The sequence below is a fragment of the Acinetobacter psychrotolerans genome, assembly GCF_048552595.1.
Taxonomy (GTDB): Bacteria; Pseudomonadota; Gammaproteobacteria; order Pseudomonadales; family Moraxellaceae; genus Acinetobacter.
On the sequence record NZ_JBIMDK010000004.1, the window covers coordinates 99632 to 114546 of the forward strand.

8 protein-coding genes are annotated in these 14915 nt (G+C 36.8%); 1 reads left to right on the forward strand and 7 read right to left on the reverse strand.

The genetic code is table 11. From position 1 onward, the window contains the following. Positions 1 to 97: 97 nt before the first annotated feature. Complete coding sequence (locus ACG94X_RS05120) at positions 98 to 1249, forward strand: hypothetical protein (RefSeq protein WP_419382666.1); 1152 nt, start codon at positions 98 to 100, stop codon at positions 1247 to 1249. A 244-nt stretch (positions 1250 to 1493) separates the two neighbouring features. On the opposite strand, the gene hemJ is transcribed toward ACG94X_RS05120, so the two are convergent. The 7 genes from hemJ to ACG94X_RS05155 all read right to left on the reverse strand — a co-directional run bounded on the left by hemJ (position 1494) and on the right by ACG94X_RS05155 (position 14814). Continuing rightward, positions 1494 to 1946, reverse strand: coding sequence for a protoporphyrinogen oxidase HemJ (gene hemJ / locus ACG94X_RS05125; RefSeq protein WP_419382667.1), 453 nt, complete (start codon positions 1944 to 1946; stop codon positions 1494 to 1496). Between the two features lie 81 nt (positions 1947 to 2027). Further along, a complete protein-coding gene (locus ACG94X_RS05130) occupies positions 2028 to 3260 on the reverse strand; it encodes a beta-ketoacyl synthase N-terminal-like domain-containing protein (RefSeq protein WP_419382668.1) in 1233 nt (410 codons plus the stop codon). A gap of 286 nt (positions 3261 to 3546) precedes the next feature. Beyond that, positions 3547 to 7386: a DUF4132 domain-containing protein gene (locus ACG94X_RS05135; RefSeq protein ID WP_419382669.1), complete on the reverse strand. Its 3840-nt coding sequence runs from the start codon at positions 7384 to 7386 to the stop codon at positions 3547 to 3549. 120 nt (positions 7387 to 7506) lie between these two features. Next, positions 7507 to 9744, reverse strand: coding sequence for an SWIM zinc finger family protein (locus tag ACG94X_RS05140; protein ID WP_419382670.1), 2238 nt, complete (start codon positions 9742 to 9744; stop codon positions 7507 to 7509). Next, complete coding sequence (locus ACG94X_RS05145) at positions 9741 to 10859, reverse strand: VWA domain-containing protein (RefSeq protein WP_419382801.1); 1119 nt, start codon at positions 10857 to 10859, stop codon at positions 9741 to 9743. The genes ACG94X_RS05140 and ACG94X_RS05145 overlap by 4 nt, the downstream gene beginning before the upstream one ends. Positions 10860 to 10969: 110 nt before the next feature. Then, complete coding sequence (locus ACG94X_RS05150; RefSeq protein WP_419382802.1) at positions 10970 to 13705, reverse strand: DUF5682 family protein; 2736 nt, start codon at positions 13703 to 13705, stop codon at positions 10970 to 10972. 17 nt (positions 13706 to 13722) lie between these two features. Continuing rightward, positions 13723 to 14814, reverse strand: coding sequence for an AAA family ATPase (locus tag ACG94X_RS05155; RefSeq protein WP_419382671.1), 1092 nt, complete (start codon positions 14812 to 14814; stop codon positions 13723 to 13725). Between the last annotated feature and the right edge of the window lie 101 nt (positions 14815 to 14915).

The following is a 14915-nucleotide window of genomic DNA, read 5'->3' on the forward strand; positions in this document are numbered from 1 at the left end:
TGACTTATCAAAAATGTATTAAAGGAAATACACGGATTAGTGTATGCATCCAAATAAATAGTATGACTTGTGATAATACTATTATGGAGAAAATCTTATGTTACCGTCAGAACTCTCAAAGAGTATTTTATTGATTGCAATTTTTACTACAATGGCTATGCCATTGGTAGGATGTGGTGGAGGCGGTGATGATGAAGTATCGTCAAAATCACCAGATGATAAGACTACAATAGTACCGCCTACTGATAATACTACGACGCAACCGCCTACTAGTCATGGAACGACTATAGCACCTGCTCCCATCTATGAGGCTAAGAATATTGCTGTAGATGAGTCAGTTTCACTCATTAATAACAGTGATTCTTTTTATGCTATCAAGTTGAATGAAAAAGGACTTTATTCATTCGATTATGGTACTGAAAAACAAGACTCTGAAGGTGCGCATTGGGAGATTTATAATGCTAATGGGACTTTACTGACAGTAAGTAATTCTCTATATAGCCGCTTTGGTTGGACACCTCCTGAAACTGGCATTTATTTTATTCGGGCTAAAAGAGGAACAATGTTAACTATTCGGAGTCACGGTACTGCTACAAGTAATCCCTATAAATTAGAAGCTTCTCCATCATGGCTAACGAAATCTCTGTTATATACATTCGGCAACTCCTCTGGTACGGCATCATTTGTGCTAAGTCTGTATGAAAAAGATACATATCGCTTCACTTTAAATAATACTGGCCGTACAGCGGGTGAGTTTGTTATTTCAACTGCGGCAGGGAAAGAATTATCAAAAGTAAAAATGGCTGGCCTTTCAACGACAACGCAAACAATAAGTATCAACACTTCAGATATTTACTATGGACAATTTAATCAAATGGGAAGTGATGCTGGAGCAATATTTGCGGTACAAATGGAATATTTACCAGATGCCGATCGTGATGGTGACCCAGATGAAACAGACCCTTACCCCAATGATCCTAAACGCAATAGTGATAATAGTGGTGGTAATGGGAATGGTGGAGGAAATTTGAGCCAATGTGATAAGCCATATACTGGGGACACTTCAGATATTCAAGTATATGCATTTGATTATATTGCTCAATTTGATCAATGTGCTTATCGTGCAACTGGAGATACATCTTATATTACGGACGGCGATGTGCAGTGTAAAGTACTTGATGGAATGCTAAAATCAACTAATGGTAAATTTAAACCTTTATATTGCTCTGGAGCAAAATTAATTCGTTAATTCGTTAATTCGTTAATTCGTTAATTCGTTAATTCGTTAATTCGTTAATTCGTTAATTCGTTAATTCGTTAATTCGTTAATTGGTTAATTGGTTAAGGTCGAAAATACCGCTACCTTTTGCGTGAGATAGATAAAATATTTGACCAATCTACTTGCAAGACAGTTAATGGTAATGGATATTTCTAATAATTAAAAAAACCTCCATTTCGGAGGTTTTTTTAATACACTTTCAAATTTAGACATCTTAAAACGTGGGCTTAACCACCACTAAAATTACAACAGCAAATAAAATAAGTGTCGGCATTTCATTGAAAAAACGCCAAAATTTGTGTGATTTATAATGGGCATTGCCAATCAGTTTTTTACGATAATACCCACAGAAAAAATGATAAATGACCAATAAACCGACTAAGCCAATTTTTAGATAAAACCATAAAGCTTCATGATAATGTCGGGTTGCATCACCCCAGTCCACCAAAAAATGTGCCGTGATGAGTGTAGCAATCATAGATGGCCACATAATGCCACGGTATAACTTACGTTCCATGATTTCAAAGCGTTGATGGCTTAAAGCATCATCACTCATTGCATGGTAGACAAATAAACGCGGTAAGTAGAATAGTGCTGCGAACCAACATACGACAGCTATGATATGTAATGCTTTGACCCACAGGAAAGCATCAGAAGGAGCATCCATTAAATTACCCTTTTAAGGGCAGTGTGAGATGTTGATCATCCAAAATTATTTTCAAAAATTGAATGATCAACAGGTCTTAAATTAGCTTTCCCATTTTTTGAAAATGAGACAAGCATTTACACCGCCAAAACCGAAACTGTTACTCATGACAGTATTCAATTTTGCGTCGCGTTTTTCAAGTACGATGTCAAAACCTTTTGCACCTTCATCAAGTTCAGTCACGTTGATGTTTGGTGCGATGAAGTCATTTTGCATCATCAATACGGTATAAATCGCTTCTTGAACACCCGCAGCACCTAAACTATGACCAGTCATAGATTTAGTTGAGCTGAAAGCAGGGACTTTACCTTCACCAAAAGCACGTTCCATTGCCTTAAGTTCAGTAATATCGCCAGCAGGGGTTGAAGTGCCATGTGTATTTACGTAGTCAATTTGATCTACGCCATGTTGTTTGGCTTCTTCTAACGCCATGAGGATACAACGTGTTGCACCTTCACCGCTTGGCGCAACCATATCTGCACCATCCGAGTTCGCAGCGTAGCCAACAACTTCAGCCAAGATATTTGCACCACGAGCTTGCGCATGTTCAAGTGATTCGAGAATAACGAAACCACCACCACCTGCAATTACGAAACCATCACGATCAGCAGAGTAAGGGCGTGAAGCCGTTTCTGGCGTGTCATTATATTTTGAACACAATGCACCCATCGCATCAAATAACAAGCTTTGTGACCAGTGATCCTCTTCACCACCGCCTGCAAGCATTAAATCTTGCTTACCCAATTGAATTAGGTTGTATGCATAGCCAATAGCATCTGCAGAAGTTGCACATGCACTGGTAATTGAATGTGCAACACCTTGTAATTTAAAGGCTACACCTACATTCGCAGTAATGGTATTTGACATATTACGCGGTACAAAAAACGGACCGACTTTACGTGCACCTTTACTGTCTAAAAGGTCTTTCATTTCTATAACGGAAGCCGTAGAACCACCACCAGAACCGCCTGCGATACCATAACGTGGATTACCGCCAATCTGCTCTGCAGTTAGTCCAGCATGCTCAACCGCAGCCAAAGCTGAATTGTAAGCATACATGGCGCAAACACCCATAAAGCGTTTTAATTTACGGTCGATACCATCAAAATCCTGTACAGCAGCTGCGCTGACATGGCTTTTGAAATTCAATTCTTCGTAAGTAGGATTATGGCGTGTTCCAGAAATACCGTTTTGCAAAGAATGTGTTACATCTTCTAGGGAGTTACCAATACACGAATTAATACCCATACCCGTAATTACAACACGACGGTTCATGCAAAGTCCTTTATTTATAAATAGGGGATACAATGGAACTCATTTAAACGTTTTTAGTTTTGTACCGCAATGGCGAAAGATATTGATTCGTAAACAACATTTAAATACGTGTCAATTTATAGCTAAATAAGCCTAAAGCAAGGTCATACTTCACTTTATTTGAAATTTTAAAGGAATAATATAGCAGTGCTTTTCATGAAAATTAGGCAAAACCATCCATAATGATATTTCATTATAGATGGTCATTGTTTAAGAATACTCAAAATTGCTTTGTATGATACAAATTTTACCAAGGGGTTTTCTTTTCCCAGTCTGGGTCAAAACCTTTGGTCGCATCTGCTATTTTTAAATAATCTGCATAGCTTTCTGCTAATAAGATAGGTGGAACTTCACTAAGTGGCAGGTCATTACTATTCCATGAGTAACTGGTCTGTTTAGAAAATGCCAATTCATACAACACGGCAGGAATATTTTCTTCAGGCACATAACTCCCACTAAAGATGATTTGGACATGAATTCCCAGTTGTTTATACGGCTTGGTGTAACGGTCAAAAGAGCCACCATCTTCAATACTGGCACGTTGATAACCCAATTTAGTAATCACACCACGTAAAGTAAAGGTATCGGTTAACCAACCTTTATGATCATTAATTTCGGTGGCATTTTTATTAACATCGTTTGTAGAAGCGCTATCATTAATAGCATGGTCATTTTCAAACTGAGGTACAAAATGCATCATCTGCTCAAATAAAAACTTCACTTTATAATCTTTAAAATGTGCAATCCAAGCTTTTGCTTCATCTATGCCCACTAAAACAGCGTGAGAAATTTGGATTTTACTGTCCGCACTCAATTCAATTTCATCATCTTCCAAATTCAATAAAGCACCATCATCACTGGGTCTAAAACTAACTTTTTCGCCATTCGCTTTAATTTCAAGCCATACCAAACGTTGAATTAAACGTTTCATAATAGGATGTTCGAAAATATACTCTCGCCACTCTGAAACATTCCACTGACGTTCACTACACATCGCTTCATATAAACGATCTGTTTGCATATCAACAACTTGTTTAAATTCTTTTTTACTGGTACTGAATAATGCTTTGGCTTCTTTAATGATGCTTTCATCATCATCTTGGCGTGCAGCAGGTAAGGCTTTAATTTCTTTACCTTCTTCATTTTTTAGAACGAATTTTTCTTTATCATCCACAATCGCTATAAAATTACGAGTACCATATTCCAGATTCAGTACACCATTTTCATCTAGCCCAGCGGTTGGAATGGTACGGTCAGCCAATTCATCACTTGTCCATTGGTTACGTTCAGCAATTTCAGAAACTAAAGTATTTGCCAAAGTTTGCACAGAAGCAGTCCGATAACGACGTGATAACGACAATAAAAGTTGAATAATTAAAGGATCATTACTGATAGATAATGCCGAAATCATCGCTTCAATTTGCGAGCGACGTGGGTAGTGCTGCTTCATATAGTTTTGCAATTGTTTAACTGCAAAACTTCCTTGGGCATTCACAGTTAAAGCGAGCAAACCTTTACTCTTAATGGCTGAACCTAAATAGATAGACAATTTTTCACGTTTTAATTCTTCAATCACTTCTTCCAAGCTGATTGTGCCGTATTTGCCATAATATTCAGGATATTTTTCACCATAATTTTTGTATGAGTCACGATAAGCTTTCAAACGATTCGGGGCTTCCTGAGCTGCATAGATATTGGCTTCATCCAATGTCGGACTTAAAGTATCTTGATAAATAAAGCTATGCAAAAGATGATTCGCCAATTGTTGTTGGCTCTTGTCATCGAGCAAACCGAGATAGCGTTGTAGCAATTCATTGGCTTTCGGTTCTTTCAGTTTTTCAGCTAAAATCACCCACCATTTTATAATGTGTGGATCTACCTCTTTTCCATCTTGCCATTTGGCTTTAGGCAAAGTTTCAAAATCAAACCATGTGAAACTGCTTGAGAGTTTAGCTTTTAAGCCTGTTTCAGCTTCTTTAAGTAAAACAGTTGGCTTTAGATAAGCACTAATATCTTGTCCGAGTTTTTCAAGTGCAGTTAATAAGGCTGCACGAACCACCTCTTTTTTCTCTTTTTTTAATAATGCATTGAGCGGTTTTAATGCATCTTGATGTTGTAAACGAGCCAACCAGTCAATTGCAGTAATCCGGATTTCTTGCTTACCCGATTCGAGTGCTTCAATTGCGCGTTCATGAATATCTGGAAGTTTTTTTAATGCTTCTTGAGCATCAAAACGTAGCCGTTTATTTTCACCCAATGCATATTCAAGTAAGCGTGGAATAAATTGCTGCGGCAGTTGTGGAAAATGAGTCAAAACTTGAATTGCAGATGACGGTTCAAAAAATTGATAGCGACTTTCTTCAAGTGATGGAGATAAACCCAAAGCTTCGGTTAGATATTCTGGATTTTCTGCAAAGAACGGCCAAACTTTTTCAGAATCAACAATATAGTCATTCAAGCTATTCCAATGACCGCTTAACATCGCTTTTGCGATTAATCGTTTTGGATTTTTATAATTTGCCAGTTCTAAGGCATTCACATATTGGCGTAATTCTAAATGTAAATATTGCTCAGGCTTTAATTTAGGGAGAATATTGGGCCAATGTACATGATTGTTATGCGCTCTAAATGATGACATTCTTAAGATATGAACAAGTGAAAGTTCTTGAATATTTTGATATTTATTTTTATAACTAATAATATTTTCAATGTTGTGTAAGTTTTTAACTGCAACCTCACCATTTAATTGATCAACAACTTTCATTAAAGATTCTTGGCTGATTTTTTTCATTTGCGTTAAATGATCTTTCGCCCATGTGCGCTTATAGCTCGGTTCTTCTTTATTGTATTCAATTTCTTCAAGTGCGGATTGTTCAGCTTTTTCAAGTAACTCCTTATAGTTATCTAAAATATCCTGAGTAAAACGATTCGGGATATTTTGATAAGTGAAAGGTTCAAAAGACGGAATTTCAAAATTTTCTTGAGCTTGCGCTGTATTTACAGATTTCAGGCGCTGAATCGCCATGTGTAAATTTTGCTGTACAGATTTTTGCTTTTCTTGCGTAAAGGCTTGCTCTAGAGTTGCTAAATTTTCCGCACCTAAACGTGCCAATAAATCTGCCGAAAAACTACGTTCTTGACTATTACCATTGACTAGAAATTCGCTTAAATATTTTTGACTGTCATCTTGATTTAATTTAGCCAGTAAACTCATAGTTTTGGTACGAATCGTTTTAGATTTTCCTACGGCTAACTTTACAATTAAATCGGGTACTTGCAGGAGTAAGTCATTTTTTTCACTAATATAATCTACAAAAACCTCTTGTCCAATAACGGAAAGCGTTGGAATTACTTGTTTCAGTTGATCCAAACGAGCAGCGATATATTCTTTACAATCAGGGATATCAAAAATACGTTTAAAGTTATCACTGTGGTAGCTGTCGATCTCTTTACGTTCAAATAGATAGCTTAATAATTCTTCACCTAAACCTTCTTGATCAAATTCAAGCAATTGTCTAAATTGCTCAAGCGTTAGGTTGTTTTTGATTCCTTTGACAGGGTCAGACTCACCGAATTTTCTATTTTCAAACATGATGATATAGATATCGATGGTGAGATAAATAAACCAAGCAGGGACTTTATTATAGATGTTTTTAAAGTTTTTATGTTGTGATGCTGCTTCTAAAATTTTGGCAAAACGAATAATTTGTGCAGAGTCTAAATCTTCAAATAAATGCCCATAAAATTGACGACGGGCTTGAACAGAGTTTTCAGACAGTTTGGTCTGCTTTTTATCCAGTTGAATGTTGCTCCAGTACCAACTGTATGTCCCTGGTTTTCCCAATAGGAATAATGCTTTTTCATCGGGTAAATTTTGTAATTTGAGTAAAATTTCCGGGTTTTCACCTTCAAAAATAAACGAAGTGACTTCTTTGTCTAAATCCGCTTGAATTTCTGTAAGCGGATTAAAAATTTTATACACGCTTTCAATTTTATGTTTTAAAGCTTCATCTGCTTGAATATTTTCAGCGTCATTCTGCGTTTGGGAGAATATTGAACTTAATTTTGATTTGAGTTGATTAAACATAATTTTCCATCCCCGATGGCTATTTTCACTATTTCTTAAATATTGGGTTTAAAGTTTCACTACGCTATTCATCGAAAGTATAGAAAAATTGAATAGAATTAAAATATCAAAAATAATCTATCACGACATAATTTGACCTTCTAAACTTATACGTCGATTTAACTGTTGCAGTTGTAATAAAACGTGTCGCCACTTTAAAAGTGTCTGTGCTAAGTTTTTTTCGAGCACATTGGTCGTTAAAGTTTTTGCAATAAAATGTAGTCCTAAGTCTGAAAATTGCTGTGCAATGTCTTGAATTTTATTATGATCATCCTGATCCAATGTTGCACGTCCCGTATTTGCATAGAACTCTAAAAGTGATTGAATTTCGATAACTAATAGATCAAGAGCTGAATAATTTTGCTGAATTTTCCATTGTTTTTTTTGTTCTAAAAGCTTTTCAAAGCGCCCTAAAATAAGTTCAGACAATGTGCCTTTCTTTTGCTTTGGATAATCATAATCTAGGCTGAATATTTTCAAACCTTTTGTTGTTTCTAAAAATACGCTACATGGAATAAATTGAATCTGTTGAGTGTTTGCATCAATTCTAGCTAATGTCGCGATGATTTTTTCATTATGATGATTATGTTCAGAATCATTTTGAATGAGTTGGGTTAAATGTTTGATACGAGCACGATATTCAGGCTCAATCGGAATGGATAATTTGAGTGAAAAATTGTGATCATCAACAATTCGATATTCAAAACATTGCTCAAATTCGTTTAAATCTGGTGCGGTAATTTTACGATGGCGCAGTAAAATATAGCGAGATTTAAGCTGCTCCAAACTAGAATGAGGTGTAATCAATTCTTGTAAATTTTGCCATTGTGAAAGACCAATATTCATCTGTTCTAAATCAGTTTTTTTAAGATCACTGAAGAAGCCTTTTTGAAGGAAGCGTGTGTCATCACTGGCACTTATCGAAGTATCAGAGCTGGCTTTAAAATGTGTGAGTTCAATTTGATGTTGCATTAAATAACTTAAAGAACTGCCCCAAATCCCATTGTTTGCTGCGCTAAGCATATCGAAAGTTCGGTCTAAATGGTTGGCACGTGCTTGAGTGACTTTCTTTAGCTGTTGGTCGGCAACATCCCAAAAACAAACGGTTAAACCTCGTGCACCACTTTCCGTACTCCACCATTCACAACCCAGTGGAATGAATAATTCATTCGCAACCTGTTGCTGTTTTTCATGTTGCTGAGTTTCCTGATTATAGCTACGACGAATTGAACCACGTAACTTTTCCAATGCCTCTATTTGAACATCTGACGGTAATTTTTGGATTTCAGTTAATGCGGCTAAATAAGCATTTAAATGTGCAATCTGATTAAATATTAGCTGTTCATCAACGTGTACATGATGGTCTAAAAATTGCTTCATCGTGCCATGTAAAGCACGTAAGAGGCTGCCGAGTCGGGGTAGACTTTGTGCACGTGCTTGCATATTGTAGATATGTAATGCCATGACTGATTCTTTTGCTAGATGTGACAAGCCTTGCTGGATAAAACTTTGGCAAATCGCTTTTAGCTCTTCAATAAACTCAAGATCATAGGTGCTCAATTGATGATTTAAACTCTGCTTTTGCTCAGTTGTATCAATCGACCATTGCCATTGTTCGGACGAATTCTTGATCCATAGATAAGCAATACATGCCAAATGCCCTGCGATTTTCTGCTTATCTATAATCTCAGATAACATGCCGTCTAAACCTGTCGTTGGGTAGAGTAGGACTTTGTTTGGGCTCAGATCTGTTTGAAAACTAATTTTTTCAGCGTGTATATCTATCTGACACAGTTCATTATTTTCCAACCAATTTTGCACAAATTCATAAGCCAGTCGGACATTGGCTTTGCCTACTTTTTTCTGAATTTTGGCAATATCAAAAGCGAAGACAAGGTCTAAAGCTGTTTTAGTATTTACAGTATCTTTTTGTTTATTTTCAGTATTCTCAGCATGTTCAATATTTTGTATGGCTGATTCAGCAATATTTTTTTGAGAGACATTACTTTGAATCGATAGGTCTACACTCTCAGCCAGATCAACAGTTTGTGTAAAAAGGTTAGCATTCTCCTGAATCCATAAGATGCTGCTTAAAATATGTTTACAGCAACCTTGTGCAGAGCAGTTACAACTGGCTTTGGTAATGCCTTCATTGGGTAATTTAACTTCGTATTCTTCAACTTTAAATAACAACGGATTGTGTTGATTAGAAACGTGAGCGACATCGCTTAATGATTTACGTGCACGTCTGAGTAGCCCAGCATTACTGTGCATGGTTAGGCTATCTTCATCATATTGGGTATAAATTTGCCAACTCATTGCATCACCTCTGCAAACCATGTTGCCAAATGCTCAGGTGTCATTGCGGCAATTTGCATGCCTCGTTCTTGGAGTTTTTGTGCCATATTGATGTCGTATACAGGATTGGCAGCTTGATCGAGTGCAGCAAGTCCCAACAATTTACAGCCTTGCTGGTTCAATTGACTGGTGATATTGAGCATTTGTTGTACCGATGCACCTTCTTCAAAGTCACTGATTAATACCAAGATACTACGATGCGGTTGTTTAATTTTTTTCTGACAATATTGCAAAGCTTGCCCAATATTGGTTCCTCCACCCAACTGTATAGTCAATAAAACTTCAACAGGATCATGGGCTAAATGGCTCAAATCAACAATCTGAGTATCAAATAAAACCAAGCTAACATTCACAGCAGGCAGTGCCGCTAAAATACTGGCACACACGGCTGCGTACATGACTGAATCCATCATTGAGCCACTTTGATCCACACAAAGTACGATTTCCCACGGTAAATGTTTTTGCACTCGTGCATTAAAATATGGCGTTTGAATAATCAGTTTTTGTAAATCAGGTTGATAATTTTTTAGATTGGCTTGAATGGTACGTTTCCAATCAAAATTCTGCGCTTGCTTAATCTGCGAGCGTTTAAAACGGTTACGACGACCTTGTAAAGCTTGTAAAAATTGGCTGCGAATTTTCTGTAAAAGCTCTTCAACGACTTTTTTGATTAGTTCTCGAATAGCATCTTTCATCTCACTGCTTAAACGCCCACGCATACTTAATAATGCTTTGGCGACAGCAGGATTCGGTTCGAGTTGTCGTATATGTTCAGGGTTTTTAAATAGTTCTGTCAGTTGATAACGTTCAATCGCTTGTTTTTGCATGCGTTCAAAGGTCGATTTGGGAAATAAATTACGACTTTGGTTGAGCCAATTGATCGCATTGAGTTGCGAAGCATCCAAGCCGCCATGACGGTTTTTACCTTGTTCTATTCCACGACGTTTATATTCATTTTGATATAGGTAATCGAGGTTACGTTCAAGTTTAAGTTGATCACCTGACAAATTTGCCGCAGATAAGCTTTGATCTGCATAACGTCCCAACATTAAACGCCAACGACGTGCTTGATCCATTTGATCTAAGGATGATTGTGGCTCTTGTGATGATTCTAATGAGTCAATTTTTGTCTTTTCAATGTTCTTTTCGACTTTGTTTAGGTCGTTTTGATCAGGAAGCAATTCACTCATGGTTTTGCTCCCTGTATTGGTTTAATCTCAGATTCATTGGCAATCAAAGATTCATGAGCGATATTTTTAACAGCAATATTTTCAGTCGTTATATCATTCAAAGCCCATTGTTTTAAATGGTCATATTCAAACATTGTGTTGAGTTGTTGATTCAGTTGAATACCTTGTAAAACATCTTTTTCACCAATATGGCTCAGTACTTGATCTAAAATAATTTCATCACCCAATCCAGTGATTTGGGCAATCAATTTCGCAATTTTGCTGCTTTGTTTTGGTGTTAATTGGCTAAAGATATAACGTAAATCGGGTAAAATCTGAATAAAAATTTCTTCTGTCCAATGAGAAACCAGTTGATGTAGTGCATCAATTGCAATTTTAGATTGCACAAAAATTTCAGGGGCAATGAAAAACATCCCATGTAAATATTGCACCGATTCTTCAGGATCACTGCCCATTGCAAAGGCAAGTTTAAGCTGCTGTTGTAATTGATTTTGCTCAATTCGATGATCTAAAAATTGCAGTGTGTGAATGGCACCTTTAAGTGAATTTAGGTTAAATTCACTGATTTTATTCAAATCTATGTGTTGATGCATCAAATCCAAAAGATCTACATGTTGCCCACTCAAATTCGGATGAGTGATGGGAATATTTTGCTGTTTTAAATTGAGAATCAACTCATGCAAATTTTTAAGATTTTTTAAATTCTGCGTAACTTTTTCTTCATGCGTGTCATACAGCTGATCCAATAAAAAACACGCTTGATACACTGCAAGATTGAGGCTATTTGCAATTATATTTTCAGCTAAGTTTAAAAGTTTGCGACCATGCCATAAATAATACAGTTGTTGTGCTGCACCAATCAAAGAAGCAAGATTTTGGTCAGATTCGAGATAACCATCCAGTTGTTGATTAAGTAGCTGCAAATGTTGTTTTAAGCCTAAACGACAAGCGAGTGCTAATAATTTGGCTGTTTCAAGCGCAGATTGTCCAACCCCATTTTGTTCATTGTCTTGTTGTAATTTTATAATTTTCAATAACGCAATCTGTTCAAGTTGATTGCCCATTTCGGCCAGTTCAATCAAACGAGATTCGACACTTGGCGTCCATGCATAGCGCCATTCTTCAAACAGTAAATCTAAACTTGCACCATGCACAAAATCTGGCCCAGAGATACGTTGTGCAAAATTACAATTTACAAATTCAAGTAAATGAAGGTATTGGCTGATTTTTTGATGTAAAGGTTTACGGTAAATATCTAATTTTCGATTGCGTAAAATCGTATCATTCAAATTAAAGCGAAAATCTTTCACTTGTTGATAAGTATTTTGTAAAAGAGCAGGACTATGTTGATTTTTAGCCACTTTCCCTAGTTGTTGCCCACTTAGAAACTTAAAAATACAGGTGAATAAATGCTGTTGACCATCGTCTAATTCACCTTTAATCAATGCCGTTTGTAAGGCATCTAAAAGATCATAACGACTCGGTTGGTAATGCCCTCGGAGCATTGCCAATTGCCAAGCCAATTCTGCGGTATTTTTTAATGCAATATAGGGTGTGACTTCAAGTGCATGTTCTTGTTCTAAGAAATGACACAATTCATTTAAATATTGGAAAAAATGAAGTTGGTTCTTTTCAATAGATTCATATTCAGAAGATTGATGTTCTGTAGATTGGTATTCAGTTTGATTTAAATTCTCCCAAACGTGTTGATAATACGCAGGTGAGGGCATACCAGAAGCATAGCCATTTAACGCATCTAGGCGATCAAAACTATAACGAATGAGCCAAGATTGTTCTTGCCAATGACTCTTTTGATCTCTGACAATAAAGCGCTCAGTTTCTTCTGGTTTAGATAAGCTTTCTATTAATGCAATGGTGTGAAAACCACCAGTAACCACTAGAATGTTATGATCAGGATGCATCACATCTTGAATACAATTCCACATGGTATCTTCACGATGCAAAGATGCTTCTTGTAAGAGTACATCTTTTTCATAATCTAAACGTGCAAGCGAGCACCATGCAAAAACATCATCAAAAAAGTGATCGGCTTGTGTTAAAGCTTCAGCACTTTGTAATTCAAATAAATGATCCCAAAGCTCATCATGATTCCGACAATGCATTTTCAATGCAAGTTTTTGAATATATTGGCTGTGCGCAAAATAGCGTTCAGACATCAAACTTTTTTGTTGCCAATCGAGAGTAGTTTGTTCAGTCTTTAATGCACTTTGTTTTGCCCAATCAAGGTCAATAAATTTGACTTGAGCTTGAATTTTTTTCGCTTCTTGTATTGCGACCCATTCAGGTGAATATTCACAAAAAGGAAAGTAAGCTGAAAACAGTTCGGGTAACGGTTCAACTTCATTTTCAAACTCTTGGTCTACATTTACATCCAGTTCAGACTTTTTACTTGTTGTTATCTTTCTATCCGCTTTGATGAGCGATTGAGCTTGTGCAAAAATTGCAACAGGTGGTTGCGTTGCTGTGTTTTGTAAACTTTCGATTAAAAATTCAAAACTGGTCGGTGCTTCAATCAAGATGTGTGTGGGTTTGATTGCTGCAATATAGTGCTTCAAAGCATAGGCACACGCAGGGCTGTGATGGCGAACAGGGGCAAAATAAATATTTTGTTCTGCTAACTTTTGTTTAAGTTGAAATGACTGTGCTAATCGGTCAGGCATTTCATCAAATAGTTGAGTATTGCCACGATTATTTTCAGCTTGTTGCTGCATGCCCTTTTTCTGCATCATCAGAACTCACGGCTTGCATCAAAAAATGCTTTCCAATCCTCATCTTTACGCGAACGTTCTTTCACCACAGTATCTAAATAGTAGCGCATGCGTTTTGCATCATCAGGATTGTCTTTAAACACCACTCCAATTAACTGTTGGGCAATATGTTCAGCTTTTAATTTTCCATCACTCAAGTAAATTGCTTGTAAACCAGCGGCATGGGCAATATTCACTGCTTCTGCGGTAGACATAACGGCATCAGGGGTTTTTAAAGTTGCACCTTGTAAACTTTGACCTGTCCTCAATTCATTGAATACGGTGACTAGAAGTTCAATTACTTCTGGACGAATTTGAATTTCACTATATAAATTGGCGAGTTGCTGTTTAAGCTGTAAGCCAACCAATTCAATTTCAAATTGACGGTCACGAATCGGCTTAACGGTTTCAAAATTAAAACGACGTTTTAATGCAGCAGACATTTCATGTACGCCACGATCACGTAAGTTTGCAGTTGCAATAATGTTAAAGCCTTGAGTCGCATGCAAACTAAAATTTTGCCCCATTTCTGGAATCATCATTTGCTTTTCAGACAGTAAGGAAACTAGCACATCTTGAATTTCAGCAGGGCAACGGGTGATTTCTTCAAAACGAGCAAGTTGTCCATTTTTCATCGCATGGAACAATGGTGAAGGAATTAATGATTGATCTGTCGGCCCTTCAGATAAAAGCAAAGCATAGTTCCAAGAATATTTAATATGGTCTTCAGTTGTGCCTGCTGTACCTTGAATAGTCAGTTGTGAATTACCCGAAATTGCAGCACTAAATAATTCAGACAACATTGATTTTGCTGTACCAGGCTCACCGACTAACATTAAACCTTGATTGCCCATCAGTGTGACCAATGCACGATCTACGAGGGCATCATCACCGTAAAACTTTTTTTGAATCTCAAGCTTGGCATCACCTAAAATAAATGAACGAACGGCATAGGCTGACAGTTGCCATCCAGCAGGCTTTCTATGTTTATCTTGATCTTTTAGACGTTCAAGTTCTGCGTGGTATTTTTGTTCAGAAGTTGGTTTTATTTGCGTTAGAATATGATCGGACATTCTTGTAAATTCATAAAATTAAAGACTAATTTAATCTTAGTTAATAAATCACCGAAAGGATAGTTTGATCGTGTAAATGAGCGACAAGTTGTGTCATATTG